Here is a 15140-nt window from a genome sequence, read left to right as displayed (position 1 = left end):
TGTCGGTCGCAACGGTTCAGGGTTCGATCGAGACGCGGATCTCGTAGACGTTGACCGCCTTGCCCTGTTTGTCGAAATCGGAATTGATGGCGATGGTTCCGGCTGAGCCGGGATGCTTGTCGGGGAACTTCACGTCGAACAGATATTCGTTTTTCTGCTGGCCGACCGCGTAGCGCTTGCGGCCGCAGTCGCCGAGTTCGCCGAAATTGCAGTCGACGGAGATCTGCGTGTCCTTGCCGTCCTCGGCGCGGGCGATGATGTCGAACACGGCGTGCTTGCCGGCGAGCTTTTCCAGCACGCCCTGCCCGACGTCGAAGGCGATCGCCGAGCCGGAGGCGCCGGACTGGATGCGCAGGAACGGCCCGCTGTCGTCCTTCATCACCTCGGCCTTGGCGTCCGACGGGGCGGCGACATGGGTCGGGTCGGTCGGCGAAAACACATTGATCCAATCGCGCGACTGATCCGCGGCACCGGGCTTTGCCGGTGCATTGGCGCCGTCGGCCGGGGTAAAATCGTCGTCCTCGACCGTCGGCGGCGCTTCCGGCGGCGCGGTATTGAGCTGCGCGGCCGTTTTGAACACACCGGTCTGCATGGCGAAGTACAGTCCGATACCAATCGCCGCGAGCAGCGTGACCGTGAAGAAAATGGCGGTCAACGGCAGGCGCCGGCCGCGTATGCGCCGCTCATCGCGGTCGGGCGCCACTTCCGTCGCGGCTCCCGGCGCGGCGGGAGCCGACATGTCGATGGCTGGCGCGCCGGGAAGACTGGCGTCCGGCATTATGTCGGGAACCACCGGCAGCACGCGCGAGCGCGGCGCGTCGGATCCGGGCTGCACGGGGCCGTCGACGGCGACGGCGGGCGATGGCGCCCTCGGGCCGGCCTCGATCGCCGGCGCTGCGCCGCCCTCGGCCTCGCCCGCCGGCGTGTCGATCTGCGGGGCAACGCCGGGCACCGCCGGCAGATACTCGGATTCGATTTCGGTGATTTTCGCCTGGATAGCCTTGCGGCGCTTGATGGCGACTTCCACGGTCACGCCGGGATTGGCCTGGAGCGCACGGTCGAGCGCTGCGAAGGCCGCACGATAGACCCTCTCGCGGAACGCGCGGTCCTCGGCGTTGCCCTTTTCCAAGGCGTTCCGGATCGCTTTTTCGATCGCGTCCAAGCGAGGTCCCTCTGCAAATTGCCACAAGCTTTCATGATGGTTAGCGGCAGGCGACCAATCAATCAACGGGCGGGCAGCCGCATTCTGCCTCGATGGGCCGTTCAAAGTCCATCTCCGCGATGTTCCGGCAAACAAAATCGGAATCTGTCGGCGATTCCAGCATGCAGGGACGCCAGAGCCCCGGGTTCGATCGCGGCGGGCCTCCTGCATGATTTGCCAAGTCGCATCTTGAATTCGCGGCCGGTTGAGTCTATCACCCAGCCCATCTTGGAGGCCTTGGCCTCCCGGGCCGCTTTAGCTCAGTTGGTAGAGCACATCATTCGTAATGATGGGGTCAGGTGTTCGAGTCACCTAAGCGGCACCAGTTCCTCTTGTCCACCTGCATGCTGCAATCAGCACCTGCGTCACTGCCCGTGCAGTGGATCGCGACACCGGCGAAGCATATCCGCCATTGTCGAGACCGGGGTTTGATGTGAAACTCGCGGTGTCAGCATGGGAGGTCCAAATGCCCAACACTTTCAAGACCGGAGACGTCGTCAAGCTGAGGTCGGGAGGCCCGAGGATGACGGTCAGCGACGGCGCCGCTTCCGGCATGTATCTCTGCCACTGGTTCAACCGCGAGGGCGATGTGTGGACCCCGCAACATGCGGGATTCAAGCAGGAGCAGCTGGTAGCCGCCGACCAATCGACGTAATTCCCGCTTCGCCAAGGGATGGCCGGGCCGGCGCGACTCCAGACGCACCGGACGAAGTGTTCTTCCGCTTCCGGGACCGCCACGGTCCGTCATGGCCGGCAAGCGGCGTGATCGACATTGGTGACCGACGGATTTTTATGATCACGACGTTTAACGGCTGAAGCGTGACCGTGGCATTGGGCCATGGCAATGCGCCAACCGGAGACGTGAAGCATGATACGCCGTTCGATCCTTGCCACTGCCTTGAGCGTGCTGACCACCGCGGCTCTGGCTCAGACAGCGATACAGCCACCGGCCGCCGCGTCGCCCGCTGCCACATCGTCGGCTGGCACATCGTCGGCCGGCACATCGTCGGCCGCCAAGTCCGACATCACACTGGCCAAGTTCCAGAAACGGCGGGAGAAGGCGATCATGGCCGCCGACACGGACGGCGACGGCAAGATCAGCCTGCTGGAATGGGAGGCCTTTCAGGCCAAGCGCAACGTCAGGCGCGACCGGGCCAAATCCTTCGCGCGCATCGATTCCAATCATGACGGCTTCATCGACCGGGCCGAGCTCGATGCGTTCTTCGCCAAGCGCTTTGCCAGGCTCGACAAGAATGGCGACGGCATTCTGACGGCCGACGAGAGGCCGAGCCACAAATCCGCTCCCAAACCGGAGCAGTGACCAAGAGGCTATGACGTGTGATGCATATCGGGAGTGCGCCAGCCGATGAGCGCCGATCCGGACGAGGAGCTGGTTCGTCGGGTCGGTGCTGGCGATCCCGCAGCGGTGCAGGCGCTCGTCGCGCGCAAGCTGCCGCGCATCCTTTCGCTTGCCGTGCGCATGCTGGGCGATGCGGCGGAGGCCGAGGATGTCGCGCAGGAAACCTTCGTGCGCATCTGGCGTCATGCCTCGAAGTGGCGGCGTGGCAATGCACGCTTCGACACCTGGGTTCACCGAGTCACGCTCAACCTTTGCTACGACCGGCTGCGCCGGCGCCGCGAATTGGTGACCGACGAGATGCCGGACATTGTCGACCCCGCTCCGCTTCCCGATTCCCATCCTGGCGAAGAGGGGCATCGGGTCGAGCGGGCCTTACAGGCAATCGCGCCACGCCAGCGCGAGGCGATCATCCTGGTCTACTATCAGGAGATGTCCAACATCGAGGCGGCCGCGACCCTGGAGATCAGTGTCGATGCCCTGGAGAGCCTGCTGTCGCGCGGCCGGCGGTCACTGCAGACGATGCTGGCTGGGGATGGCGGCCATGACTGAGAAACGCGCGCGCCCGTATACTGTACGTTCAACCCGCCTTGCGGGCGTCCGGTTGGTCTGCGTTGTTTCCGACCCGCGTGGGCACGCGGCACCGAGGTGCAAGGGGAAAACAAATGGCTGAAGACATCGAAGACGGGCCGGCAATGGATGCCAAGCGTTTCGCGGCGCTGGCGGATGCCTATGGCGGCGATGTGCGCCGCTGGCCGGAAGCGGAACGCGAAGCCGCCGCAGCTTTTGCTTCAAGCGAAGCGGGCCAGGCCATTTCGCGACAGGCCGGCACACTTGACGCCCTGCTCGACAGCTATAGCGTCCAGCATCCCGGCAAGGCGCTGCACGGCAACATCCTGCGCGCAGCCGGCCGGCACCTCGTCCAGCGCCGGCGCCATCGGTTCTGGTGGCTGGGTCTGGGACTCGCCGGCATTGGTCTGGCGGGCGCCGTCGCCGGATTGGCCCTGGTGAGCATTGTCACGCCGGAAGCCGGATCGGATCACTATGTGCTGGATGCCAATATAACGGCGTTCGGCGATGCCGGGCCCGATGCCGAAAACGGCGAGGAGAGCCTATGAGCACGGGCCGCAATCTCATCATCGCATCGGTGGTGCTGAATGTCTTCCTGGCCGGGGCGCTTGCCGGCGGGGCCGTCTGGATAAGAAGCGGCAAGTCCGGCCAGGGCTATTCGCTGGAGGCCGCCGGCGGCCGGCTTCCAGACCAGGAGCGCATGCTGTTCCGCAAGGCACTGCGCGAAGTGCGGCGCGAATCCCGCCAGGCCATCCTCGAGGGTCAGCAGGCCAGGCGCGAGGCAGCCGACCTGCTGCGCCAGCCGGTTGTCGACACGGCGGCCCTATCGGCCGCGCTGGAGCGGGCCCGCAACGCCGACATCGCCGTGCGCACGCGGCTTGAGCAGCGCATCATCGAATTCGCGGCGGCGGGTTCGGCCGCGGATCGCGCCGTGCTGGCGGAAGGGCTGGCCAGGCGGGCCGGGCCGCAGCCGAAGGCAGAGCCAAAAAAACAACCATGACGACCGACGGAAAACGCCTGCAAGGCCGTTTAACCGGGAGAAGGGCAGACCTGCCAGACCAATCGGTGCGAACAGGTCTTCATTTCTCGGAGAACATTCGGAGTAACGTCATGAACCGCCTGACACAGTATGCGGCAGCAGCCGTCCTCGCCTTGACCGGAACCGCAGCAACCGTTGCGACCTCCGCCGCCATGCCGATGGTGGCGCAACCGGCCGCCCCGGCACTGATCGAGCATGTGGCCTGGGGTTGCGGGCCCGGCTGGCATCCCAATCCCTGGGGGCGCTGCGTTCCCAACCGTGTCGTGGTGTATCCGCGCTACCGCTATTGGCACGGCCCGGCTTATTACGGCTGGCATCCGCACCGCCACTGGCACCGCTGGAGCCGCTGGTAAGCGCGTGGGAAGGGCCGGGCGGCACCCGCCCGCCCGGCCGCCTATCCCCGGTTTAAGCTGGGGAAACAGCCCAATCGGGCGTCGCGCACCTCGCATGAGATCCAACCATGGAGCGCTGACATGGCAGCTCAGGCTAAAGATTCCGCGCCGCCGGATCCCGCCCTGATCGCCTTCAACCGCTTCGGCCTCGGAGCCCGACCCGGCGACCGCGACAGGCTGGCGAACGACCCACGCGGCTATCTCAAGGCGGAACTGCGGCGGCTCGACGCCGCCATGATATCGCTCGACGACCCCACCTATGCCGATCTCAAGGGAAGCACGCCTGCCATCCAGGCCAGCATGGCGGCGAATCTCCAACGCAAGCTGGACCGGGAGCGAACGGCGACAGGGCAGCCGGCAACGGGCACGCCAGCCTCGGCTTCGGCCATGCCACCACCCGCCGCTCCGGGCATGTCGCCGGCCGCTGCCCCGGCCGCTGCCAAGATCAAACCCGCCGTGCCGCCTGTCGAAGTCAGTTTGTTTCGGGCCGAGGCACAGGCGCGCTTCGACATGGCAATGCAGGCCGGGGCCGGCTTCGTCGAGCGCCTCGTCTATTTCTGGTCGAACCATTTCTGCGTCTCCGTGGCCAAGGCCAACATCGTGCGCGCCAGCGCCGGGGCCTTCGAACGGGAAGCGATCCGGCCCTTCGTGCTCGGCCGCTTCGCCGACATGCTCGTGGCGGTGGAGCGTCATCCGGCGATGCTGTTCTATCTCGACAACCAGCAGTCAATCGGCCCGGACTCCCGCGCCGGCAAGAACCGGCAGCGCGGCCTCAACGAGAACCTCGCCCGCGAGATCCTGGAACTGCACACGCTCGGTGTCGGCAGCGGCTATAGCCAGGCCGACGTCACCAGCTTCGCGCGCATCCTGACCGGCTGGACGATGGCCGGGCGGGAAGGACGGCTGGGCGAACCCGGCAGTTCCGTCTTCAACGCCAATGCGCACGAGCCGGGCGACGCGGTGCTGCTCGGCAAGACCTATCCGGCCGGCGGCATGGGCCAGGCCGAGACCGCGCTCAATGACATCGCCCGTCATCCGGCGGCCGCGCAACACATCGCCACGCAACTTGCCCGGCATTTCATAGCCGATGACCCGCCGCCGGCGGCGGTCGCCCGTCTCGCAAAGGTGTTCGTCAAGAACGACGGCCATCTCAGGGCACTGGCGGCGGCGCTCATCGACCTGCCGGAGGCGTGGTCGACGCCCCTGGCCAAAATGCGCTCGCCCTTCGATTATGTCGCTGCCATCAGGCGGGCGGCCGGCCCGGGACCGAACGATCCCGGCCAGTCGCTCAACTGGCTCAACGCATTGGGCGAGCCGCTCTGGCAGCCGCCGGGACCGAACGGCTTTTCCGACCGAGCGGACAGCTGGGCATCGGCCGAAGGCATGAAGATCCGCCTCGACATCGCATGGCAGGCCGCCAGGCAAGTGAAAGATATCGGCAATCCCAACGACATGCTCGACGCGGTGATCGGGCCCTCCGCCTCGCCGGAGACGCGGCAGGCGGTCGCCCGCGCCGAGTCCAAGCAGCAAGGTCTGGCGTTGCTGCTGATGGCGCCCGAATTCCAGCGCCGATAGCTCGAGCGATAGGTCCGGCGCCGACAACTCCCATGGAGACGAAGTCATGAGCCTGCTGTGTGAAACCCCTCACCCTTCCCGCCGCGCCGTCTTGGTGACCGGCGGCGCGCTGTTTGCCTGGGCGCATCTGCCCCGCTTCGCCCGCGCCGCCGACAACCGCGACCCGCGCCTGGTCGTCATCGTGCTGCGCGGCGCGCTGGACGGCCTGTCGGCGGTCGGTCCGGTCGGCGACCCCGACTATGCCGGCCTGCATGGCGACATCGCCCTGTCGCTTTCCGGTCCGCATGCGGCGCTGCCGCTCGATGCTTTCTTCGCGGTCAATCCGGCGATGCCGGTGTTTGCGCGCCTGTTCAAGGCGAGTCAGGCGGCGGTCGTGCACGCGGCGGCGACCGGCTATCGCGAGCGCTCGCATTTCGATGGGCAGGATGTGCTGGAAAGCGGTTTTGCCGGCCCCGGCCATGTCGCCACCGGCTGGCTCAACCGGGCGCTGGAGAACCTGCCGGCAGGCGACCGCGTGGCGACGCTTGGCGGCCTGGCCGTCGGACCATCGACGCCGCTGGTGATCCGTGGCGCAGCCCCCGTGCTCGGCTGGGCGCCGCAATCGCTGCCAGCGCCAGCAGGCGACCTTGCGGCGCGGGTTCTCGATCTCTATCAGCACCGCGATCCGGTGCTGGCGGTAGCGCTGCGAAAGGGCCTCGACGCCGATCGCATGGCGCTCGACGACCAGATCGGCGCTAAGGCGATGAAGCCTAGAGGCGGCCTCGACAGCGCCGCCGGCATGCGGCAGGCCGCGCAAGGTGCCGCCAGGCTGATCGCGGCCGATGACGGGCCGCGCGTCGCGGCACTCGCCTTCGACGGCTGGGACACGCATGTCAACGAGGGTGGCGCGACCGGCCGGCTCGCCACCTTGCTCGGCGGCCTCGATGGTGCGTTCGAGGAATTCGAAAAAGGTCTCGGCGAGCGCTGGAAGGATACGGCGATCGTCGCGATCACCGAATTCGGCCGCACGGCGCGGATCAACGGCACGGTCGGCACCGACCACGGCACCGGCACCGTCGTGCTGCTCGCCGGCGGCGCGATCAAGGGCGGGCGCGTCATCGCCGACTGGCCGGGGCTAAAGCCCGCGCAACTCTACCAGCAACGCGACCTTGCGCCGACCAGCGATGTCAGGGCGGTGCTGAAAGGCCTGCTCGCCGACCAGTTCGGACTTTCGGCCGCAGTGCTCGGCGAGAAGGTGTTTCCGGACTCAGGTGCGGTGAAGCCGATGATGAACCTGATTGTCTGACGTCTAGAGCGGTTCAGTGTTTGTTGGAATCGCCGAACCGCTCTAACTCTTTGTTTTCACGCAATTCCGGATGGAAAACCGCTACGCACTTTTCCTGGAATTGCTCTAGCGACGCCGCGTTTTCTGCCGCGGCACCGTCTCGCTCTTGCCGGTGATCAGGCGGCCTCGACCTTGGTGGGCGCGAAGTCTTCGCCGCGCACCAGCCTGGTCACGCCGACGAAATCGATCTTGCCCGAGCCAAGCACCGGCACATGCGCCACGACGCGCACCTCGGCCGGCACCATCAGGTCCATGGCGCCGTTTGCCTTGGCGAAGGCCAGAAACTCGGCGCGCGTCGCCTTTTCGGCTTCGGTGATGAGCACCAGCTTTTCGCCCTTGCGCAGGTCCGGCACTGTCGCGACCGCCGAGAGCGATCCTTTCCACAGCTCGCCCGCCAATGCTTCGACGGCAGCCAGCGAAATCATCTCGCCGCCGATCTTGGCAAAGCGCTTGGCGCGGCCGCGAATGCTGACAAAGCCGGCATCGTCGATGCTGACGATGTCGCCGGTGTCGTGCCAGCCGTCCTGCAGCGGCTCGAGCACACCAGGCTTTTCGGCCCTGAGATAGCCCGCCATGACGTTGGGGCCGCGCACGAACAGCCGTCCGCCACCTTCGACGCCGATCACCGGTTCCAGGCGGTATTCCATGCCGGGCATGATTTTTCCGACCGTGCCTGATTTGTTGTACATCGGCGTGTTGATGGAGATCACCGGCGCCGTCTCGGTAACGCCATAGCCTTCGAGAATGCGCAGGCCGAACTTCTCCATATAGGTTTCACGGGTCGAGGCCTTGACCGGCTCGGCACCGGAAAAGCAATAGCGCACCGAGCGGAAATCATAGGGGTGGGCGGTGCGCGCATAGCCGCTGAGGAAGGTGTCGGTGCCGAAGATGATCGTCGCGTTCGAGGCATAGACCAGTTCCGGCACGATGCGGTAGTGCAGCGGCGACGGGTAGAAATAGACGGGAACGCCGGACACCAGCGGCAGCACCGTGCCCGCCGTCAGGCCGAACGAATGGAAGATCGGCAGTACGTTGAACACTTTGTCGCCCGAATGAAAATCGATGCGCGAGGCGGCCTGCGCGGCATTGGCCAGGATGTTGCGATGGGTGAGCACCACGCCCTTCGGCGTGCCTTCGGAGCCCGAGGTGAACAGGATCACGGCCGGGTCGGTGGCCTTGCGGGCAACCCTGGGCGTAGTCTTGCGCAACAGGCCAAGCAGCTTGTCCTTGAGGCCGATGGTTGCACGCAGATCCTCGAGCCAGACGATGTTGGCCGACCGGCCGACCTCCTCGACGATTGCGCCAAGCTTGGCCTGCTCGACAAAAGCCCGAGAGGTCAGGATGGTGGTTACCTGCGCCGCCTGGCAGGCGGACAGGATGTTGGTGGCACCGGCGGTGAAGTTGATCATCGCCGGGACCTTGCCGGCGGACATGACGCCGAGCAGAGCGGCACAGGCGCCATTGGCGTTGGGCAGCATGATACCAAGCGTGTCCTGTCCGGCATAAAGCGTCTCGAACTTCTCGCCGAGCACCGCGACGCCAGTGAGCAGCTTGCCGTAACTTAGCGAGCCGGCGACCGGATCCTGCACGGCAAGTTGCTTCATGCCGCGCTCGGTCGCCGTCTCGATGATCCTTTCGAGCACGGTCTTGTCGATATGCTGGGTGCGGAAGACGAGATCTGACATCACCTGGTAGAGCGCGGCACCGGCGGCGGCCCGGCGCTTGCGTCCCTTCAGCCCGTCGTCGACCTTGAGCTTGACCGGCGGCAGTATGGTCACCCTGACCTTCGGGAACAGGCGGCGGCGCACGTGCTGCGCCGTCAGCCGCGAGAAGGGGCTTTTCTCCAGCCCCTCGATACGGATCGGCACCACCATCGAGCCGGTCTTGTCGGCCACCATGGCGGCGCCGTCATAGACCTTCATCAGCCCGCCGGTGACGGTGATGCGGCCCTCGGGAAAGATGACCAGCGGGTCGCCGTTCTGCACGATCTTGATCAGCGTGCGCGTCGACATCGGCTTGGCCGGATTGAGCGGCAGGGCGCGGGTCAATTTGAGGAACGGCTTCATCCACCATGCCTGCGCGATCGTGTAGTCGATGGCGAAGACCGGCTCTTCATCGGTCAGCGTCAGCGCCAGCGGGCCGTCGAGGAAGCTGACATGGTTGAGCGCCAGGATCGGCGCCGGGCCCGCGGCCTTGAGGTTTTCCAGGCCCTCCACTTCCAGACGATGGAAGGCACGGAAGAGAATGGAGACGAAGTCGCGGAAAGCGTTGGTCGGCAGGTATTTCAGCATCAGCCAGGCGGCGATGGCATTGGCCAGGGCGAGGCCGAACAGGATACCTCCCGTTGAGACGCCGGCGGCCTGGATGCTGGCGACGAGCAAGCCGCCGACAGTCATGAAGCCGGCGTTGACGATGCTGACCGCGGCGACGACGCGGGCGCGGCGCGCCTCGGGCGACCAGGCCTGCACGGCGGCAAAGGTCGGCACCACCAGGAAGGCGCTGGAGATGGCCATGCCGGCGAGGTCGATGGCAACACGGATCGTGTTTGGCCCGGCGAAGAAGAGGCCAAGGGCTTCGGACCTGGGCGAAGGCTGCATGCTCCAGATGGTCCATGCGAGGTCGAGGCCGAACAGCGCCAGCAGCGCCGTGCCGACCGGTGCGGGCAAAAGCACGATGCGTCCCTGCGACATCCACGCGGCGATTGCCGAGCCGATGGCGATCGAGATAGCGAACACCGCGAGATAGGCGGTGACCGCGATCTCGCCACCGCCGAGCTGATCCTTGACCAGCGTCGGCAGGATCGAAAGCACGATGGCGCCGATCAGCCAGAACCACGAGGTCATCAATCCGGCGCGCCAGATCCGCGTGTCGGTGCGCAATTCGCTGACCTGCCGCCATGTCGAGCGGAAGATGTTCCAGTCGATGGCGAGGTCGGGCGCCGCGGAGCCGGTCGAAGGGATGTAGCGGCTGACGACCCAGCAGCCGACGGCGAGGATCATCATGATCGGCCCGAAGACCGAGACGCCGATGCCATCGGCCGAGACCACGCCGCCAACAATCGTGCCGCCAAGAATGGCGGCGAAGGTCGCCGACTCGATCCAGGCGTTGGCGCGGGGCAATTCGCTGCGCTCGAGATGATCGGGCAGGATGCCGTATTTAATCGGCCCAAACAGCGCCGAGATGACGCCGAACATCAGCAACGCCGTCATCAACACCGGGATCGACGAAAGCGCGATGCCGACGACCGCGACGGCGGCGGCGCCGATCTCGGCAAATTTCAGCCGGCGGGCGATGAGCGCCTTGTCGAAGCGGTCGGCAATCTCGCCGCCCAGCGCCGACAGGAGCAGGAACGGAGCCATGAACACGGCGCCGGCCAAGGTGACCAGCGAAGCCGCCTGATCGGCGGCCAGTGTGAAGAGGATCAGGAACACCAGAGTGTTCTTGAGGAAATTGTCGTTGAAGGCGGACAGGAACTGCGTCCAGAAAAGCGGCGCGAAGCGCCGCGAAAGCATGAGGTGCGTGTTCATGGCGATTTTCCATTTGGGCGGAACCACGCGGCGATGCTCCGGTGATCCCCGCGGTTTCATGCGCTGTTTCAATCATTGTAATAATGTGAGCTGGTTAAACTTCTTGCCGCGTCTGATCTTCCCGGCGATCGCAAGTCTAGGCTCGTTTCGGCCAGCGGCCCTGCCCGGTGTCTGTTGTGGAGCCGTTCAACATTTCCGCTTCTCCCTATGAACAATGTTCACAGCCTCAACCTACCACAACGTGAACAATGTTCAAGTTAAAAATGAACGCCGTTCACAAGAGAGCGGATTGATGAGCGAGGAGATGCAGCGGTGGCGGCCAGCCGTGTTGCCGTGGCCAGAGTCACGAAGGCGGTTGGTCGGCGCGATCGGCGGAGGTCACCCGCTGAAACTCAGGTGACTGGAGATGACCCCAGCGTCGCCACGGTCTTCAGCGCGCCGTCGAGCATGTCGCCATTCTCGTCCTTCAGCGCCGCCTCGCGCAGGCGGCGTATCCAGTCGGCGGCATCGTCGCGGCCCTTGAGCAGGTCGAGAGCAGAGAGTACGCGGTCGAATTTCGACTGGGCGCGCACATGGGTGTCGCTGTAGCCTTTGATCAGCCGGCGGCAGTTGAGGATTTCGATGGCAAGCGCGTACTCTGCCGGCACGTAGCCAAGCGCCAGTGTGTACCAGCGATCGAGATGGGCAAGCTCGACCTTATGGCGCAGCAGGCCGCGGCGCCATCGCCGCAGGCCGCCGATGAGCCACAGGGCGGCAAAGCCGGCAAAGCTGTCGGTGCGGATGCGGCGGCCACGGTTGATGCGGCGGTCGAGAAAGCCGGCGAGCTTGGGCCGGTTCTCGATGTAGCCGCCGAGCCCCGCCGGCAGCGTGCCGCAGAACTCCTCGATGCGCGGATGGAAATACTCGGTCACTTGCAGGACCGAACCGTCCTTGATGCCAACCTCCTTGCGCACCCGCCTGTCGCGGGTCGAGCGCGTTTTCAGATCGGCGACGCGGATCATGTCGTCATAGCACATGGCATTGGCCAGATGCTTGGCCGCCGCGATGGACAGAACATGAGCGTGGCCGGCGCTGTCCAGCGCGACGGCCTTGTCCAGCCGATCGAGATATTCGCGGCCATAGGCGATGTCCTGATAGTCGACGACCTTTCTCAGGCCGCGAAGCGCCATGTCGCGCACGGCCAGGGGCATCAGGTCGATGCGAGCAACCAGCGCCTGCCATCCCTGCAGCAGATTTTGCGGACCGCTCACGCGCCCAGTACCCTGGGCGGATTCGACAATCGCTGGCTCCGCCGGCTTTGACGAAGGTGCTGCCGCCAAGCCCCGCGCGCGATCGAACGCCGCGCTAAAGGCGGCGAGGCTGGCCTTGACGCCACGGCCGCCGGTGCCGATCGCCTGTTCATAACTTTCACGGGTAAACGGCAGTGCGTCGGAGCCGGCCAGCGCGCCAAGCAGGCTGGCCGAGATCATCGAGCCGTTGTCGGCGGCGATCTTTTCCATGTCGAAAGCGATGAAGCGCTTCGACGCGGTTTCCGCCGTGGCGTGAACCTTGGACGACGAGGCGCGGCCGTCGCCCGGTTCGATCTTTTCCGACACGGCGGCGATGCGATGCGAGGAAGCGATCAGCGTCGTGCGGTTGGGGGTGACGAACCCCCTGATGATCGCACGGCCGGCTTCCATCAGTTCGGCGGCGATCAAGATGTCGACATCGCCCTGCGAGGGCGACAGCGCGAAGACCGGCAGGCGGCCGGTGTCGCGGGCCATTTCGATATAGTAGATGGTGGCGCCGGTGCGCTGGGCGACGCCGGCGACCGAAGTCGATTGCGCGACATAGCCATTGCGCTCGGCGACATCGGTGATCCAGTCGGCCAGCACGCCGCCGCCCTGGCCGCCAACGGCCAGCACGGCGAGCTTGATCACCGGCTCATCGGCAGCACCGGACCTGGGATGCAAGGAAGGAACGGGCTCAAGCATCGGCGAATATCAGGCGCCGGCTTTCGCGCCGCCTCTGCAGCAAGCCGATCGTCGCGCGGCGCGTCGCTTCCAGGAAACGGTCCCAGCGGCTTGGATTGTGCACGACATCGGCACGGTAGAAGGACGGGCAGAGCACGGCGGCGTCCGCCACCTCGCCGCAATTGCCGCAGCCGACGCAGTTCTGGTCGATCGATGCGACCGGATCGTCGCGCAGCGGATCGTCGAGCGATTTCACCGACAGCGACGGGCAGCCGGAGAGCCTCATGCAGGCGTGATCGCCGGTGCAGATGTCCTCGTCGACGCCGAACTTCGGCTTGACGACCCTTGTCCCACCCTTGATCGCCTTGTCGACCAGCGGCCTTTCGCGGCGCTGGCGATTGAGCATGCACTCCGACGAAGCGACGATGACTTTTGGCCCCTTCTCGTCCGTCGTCAGCGCCTCGCGCAACGTGTCCTGCATCTTGCCGACATCATAGGTGCGGTCGACATGGCGCAGCCATTTGACGCCCATGCCTTTCACCGCCTCGGTGATCGGATGCTTGGTCGACTTGGTCCTATTGCCGGCACGCGACGACAGGATGTCCTGCCCGCCGGTGGCTGCCGAATAAAAATTATCGACGATGACGATGACGCCGTCATTCTTGTTGAACACCGCATTGCCGATCGAGGAGGTCAGGCCATTGTGCCAGAAGCCGCCGTCGCCGACGAAGGAGATCGAGCGGCGCTTGGCGTCGGGTGAATTGAACGCCGAGGCCGAGGCGGGCCCCAGCCCGTAGCCCATCGTGGTGGAGCCGAGCTCGAAAGGCGGCATGATCGAGAACAAATGGCAACCGATATCGGAAGCGATGTGGTGCTTGCCGAGTTCCTGCTCGACCAGTTTTGTCGCCGCGAAGATCGGCCGCTCGGGGCAACCGATGCAGAAGCCGGGCGGACGGCCTGGCACGACGTTGATCAGGTCAGCCGTGTCGACGCCGTCGCCAACCTTGTTGGGCGCGCGCACCTCGCCCGGCAAAAGATGCGGGGCTTCTGCGCGCAGGAAGGCGCCGATGCCGTCGAGCATGACCTGGCCGGTATATTCGCCGGCCATCGGCAGATGCTCCTTGCCGACCAGCCTGGTGCCGCGCCCCGCCTTGTGCAGCATCGCGGCAAAGGCCTGCTCGATATAGTTGGGCTGGCCTTCCTCGACCGCCAGCACCGCCTGCTTGCCCTCGCAAAAGGCGAGGAACTCGTCGTCGATCAGCGGATAGACGGCGTTGAGCACGTAGAGCGGCACATCCGTGTCGCCATAGGTGTCGGCAAGGCCGAGCCGCTGCAGCGCACGGATGACCGAATTGTACATGCCACCCTGCATGACGATGCCGACCGAGCCGTGGTCCGAGCCGAAGAACTCGTTGATCTTGTTCCTGGTGATGAAATCCACCGCCGCCGGCCAGCGCTTTTGCACCTTCTCCTTTTCGTGCAGGAAGGAGGCGGGCGGCAGCACGATGCGTCCGGTGTCGCGGCGCGGCGCATCGAGTGCATCGGCAACCGTCATCGACGGACGCTTGTTGTCCTTGGCGATGAAATGGCCATGCACGTGGCAGCAGCGAATGCGCACCTGCAGCATGACAGGCGTGTTGGAGATTTCCGACAGCTCGAAACCATCCTCCACCGCCTTGACGATGGATGGCAAATTGGGGCGCGGGTCGAGCAGCCAGACCTGGCTCTTCATGGCGAAGGCATGGCTGCGCTCCTGCATGATGGAGGAGCCCTCGCCATAATCCTCGCCGACGATGATCAGCGCGCCGCCGGTAACGCCGCCGGACGCGAGATTGGCCAACGCGTCGGAAGCAACGTTCGTACCGACCGTCGACTTGAAGGTCGCGGCACCACGGATCGGATAGTGCACCGAGGCCGCCAGCATGGCTGTGGCGGTGGCTTCCGAGGCGCTCGCCTCGAAATGCACGCCGAGCTCGCCCAGAATGTCCTGCGCATCGGCCAACACATCCATCAGATGGCTGATCGGCGCGCCCTGGTAGCCTCCGACATAGCCGACGCCGCATTGCAGCAGCGCCTTGGTGATGGCGAGAATGCCCTCGCCGGCAAATTCCTCGCCGGCGCCGAGCCTCAGCTTTTCGACTTCCTTGGCAAAAGACCGTTCAGCCATCTCTGCCTCCTTCCGTTGCCGCCGACAGCCGGCGGC

12 protein-coding genes and 1 tRNA gene are annotated in these 15140 nt (G+C 65.5%); 9 read left to right on the top strand and 4 right to left on the bottom strand.

Annotation, left to right across the window (positions count from 1 at the left end; genetic code table 11):
- Positions 1-16 precede the first annotated feature (16 nt).
- Positions 17-1162, bottom strand: coding sequence for a hypothetical protein (locus FJ434_RS05545; RefSeq protein ID WP_140746421.1), 1146 nt, complete (start codon positions 1160-1162; stop codon positions 17-19).
- Positions 1163-1450: 288 nt separating this feature from the next.
- Between FJ434_RS05545 and FJ434_RS05540 the strand changes: the two genes are divergently transcribed.
- The 9 genes from FJ434_RS05540 to FJ434_RS05500 all read left to right on the top strand — a co-directional run bounded on the left by FJ434_RS05540 (position 1451) and on the right by FJ434_RS05500 (position 7419).
- A tRNA-Thr gene (locus FJ434_RS05540) sits at positions 1451-1526 on the top strand.
- A gap of 141 nt (positions 1527-1667) precedes the next feature.
- Positions 1668-1856: a DUF2158 domain-containing protein gene (locus FJ434_RS05535; protein WP_027142105.1), complete on the top strand. Its 189-nt coding sequence runs from the start codon at positions 1668-1670 to the stop codon at positions 1854-1856.
- A 213-nt stretch (positions 1857-2069) separates the two neighbouring features.
- On the top strand, positions 2070-2522 hold the full coding sequence (locus tag FJ434_RS05530; RefSeq protein ID WP_140746418.1) for an acid-shock protein: 453 nt from the start codon (positions 2070-2072) through the stop codon (positions 2520-2522).
- Positions 2523-2567: 45 nt separating this feature from the next.
- A complete protein-coding gene (locus FJ434_RS05525; protein WP_140718490.1) occupies positions 2568-3110 on the top strand; it encodes an RNA polymerase sigma factor in 543 nt (180 codons plus the stop codon).
- Between the two features lie 113 nt (positions 3111-3223).
- On the top strand, positions 3224-3676 hold the full coding sequence (locus tag FJ434_RS05520; protein WP_140746415.1) for a hypothetical protein: 453 nt from the start codon (positions 3224-3226) through the stop codon (positions 3674-3676).
- Positions 3673-4128, top strand: coding sequence for a periplasmic heavy metal sensor (locus FJ434_RS05515; protein ID WP_140746412.1), 456 nt, complete (start codon positions 3673-3675; stop codon positions 4126-4128). Before FJ434_RS05520 ends, FJ434_RS05515 begins: the two co-directional genes overlap by 4 nt.
- A gap of 110 nt (positions 4129-4238) precedes the next feature.
- A complete protein-coding gene (locus tag FJ434_RS05510) occupies positions 4239-4520 on the top strand; it encodes a hypothetical protein (RefSeq protein WP_140746409.1) in 282 nt (93 codons plus the stop codon).
- A gap of 120 nt (positions 4521-4640) precedes the next feature.
- Positions 4641-6134 (top strand): DUF1800 family protein, encoded by a 1494-nt coding sequence (locus FJ434_RS05505; RefSeq protein WP_140746406.1) that lies wholly within the window; start codon positions 4641-4643, stop codon positions 6132-6134.
- Between the two features lie 46 nt (positions 6135-6180).
- Positions 6181-7419: a DUF1501 domain-containing protein gene (locus FJ434_RS05500; protein WP_140746403.1), complete on the top strand. Its 1239-nt coding sequence runs from the start codon at positions 6181-6183 to the stop codon at positions 7417-7419.
- Between the two features lie 155 nt (positions 7420-7574).
- On the opposite strand, the gene FJ434_RS05495 is transcribed toward FJ434_RS05500, so the two are convergent.
- The 3 genes from FJ434_RS05495 to FJ434_RS05485 form a co-directional block, all read right to left on the bottom strand.
- Entirely contained in the window at positions 7575-10985 is a 3411-nt protein-coding gene (locus tag FJ434_RS05495; protein WP_140746400.1) for an acyl-[ACP]--phospholipid O-acyltransferase, read from the bottom strand.
- A 392-nt stretch (positions 10986-11377) separates the two neighbouring features.
- A complete protein-coding gene (locus FJ434_RS05490; RefSeq protein ID WP_140746397.1) occupies positions 11378-12958 on the bottom strand; it encodes an indolepyruvate oxidoreductase subunit beta family protein in 1581 nt (526 codons plus the stop codon).
- Complete coding sequence (locus tag FJ434_RS05485) at positions 12951-15104, bottom strand: indolepyruvate ferredoxin oxidoreductase subunit alpha (RefSeq protein ID WP_140746394.1); 2154 nt, start codon at positions 15102-15104, stop codon at positions 12951-12953. The genes FJ434_RS05490 and FJ434_RS05485 overlap by 8 nt, the downstream gene beginning before the upstream one ends.
- Between the last annotated feature and the right edge of the window lie 36 nt (positions 15105-15140).

The organism is Mesorhizobium sp. B2-5-13 (assembly GCF_006440535.1).
In the GTDB taxonomy this organism is placed as follows: domain Bacteria; phylum Pseudomonadota; class Alphaproteobacteria; order Rhizobiales; family Rhizobiaceae; genus Mesorhizobium; species Mesorhizobium salmacidum.
The sequence above is the reverse complement of the archived record's forward strand: the minus strand, read 5'-3'. Positions and strand labels throughout refer to the sequence as shown.

Excerpts from the sequence above, each read along its gene's own strand:
- FJ434_RS05490 (WP_140746397.1), bottom strand. The coding sequence starts at position 12,958 with ATGCTTGAGCCCGTTCCTTCCTTGCATCCCAGGTCCGGTGCTGCCGAT.
- FJ434_RS05500 (WP_140746403.1), top strand. The coding sequence starts at position 6,181 with ATGAGCCTGCTGTGTGAAACCCCTCACCCTTCCCGCCGCGCCGTCTTG.
- FJ434_RS05525 (WP_140718490.1), top strand. The coding sequence starts at position 2,568 with ATGAGCGCCGATCCGGACGAGGAGCTGGTTCGTCGGGTCGGTGCTGGC.
- FJ434_RS05515 (WP_140746412.1), top strand. The coding sequence starts at position 3,673 with ATGAGCACGGGCCGCAATCTCATCATCGCATCGGTGGTGCTGAATGTC.
- FJ434_RS05485 (WP_140746394.1), bottom strand. The coding sequence starts at position 15,104 with ATGGCTGAACGGTCTTTTGCCAAGGAAGTCGAAAAGCTGAGGCTCGGC.
- FJ434_RS05505 (WP_140746406.1), top strand. The coding sequence starts at position 4,641 with ATGGCAGCTCAGGCTAAAGATTCCGCGCCGCCGGATCCCGCCCTGATC.
- FJ434_RS05535 (WP_027142105.1), top strand. The coding sequence starts at position 1,668 with ATGCCCAACACTTTCAAGACCGGAGACGTCGTCAAGCTGAGGTCGGGA.
- FJ434_RS05520 (WP_140746415.1), top strand. The coding sequence starts at position 3,224 with ATGGCTGAAGACATCGAAGACGGGCCGGCAATGGATGCCAAGCGTTTC.
- FJ434_RS05530 (WP_140746418.1), top strand. The coding sequence starts at position 2,070 with ATGATACGCCGTTCGATCCTTGCCACTGCCTTGAGCGTGCTGACCACC.
- FJ434_RS05495 (WP_140746400.1), bottom strand. The coding sequence starts at position 10,985 with ATGAACACGCACCTCATGCTTTCGCGGCGCTTCGCGCCGCTTTTCTGG.
- FJ434_RS05510 (WP_140746409.1), top strand. The coding sequence starts at position 4,239 with ATGAACCGCCTGACACAGTATGCGGCAGCAGCCGTCCTCGCCTTGACC.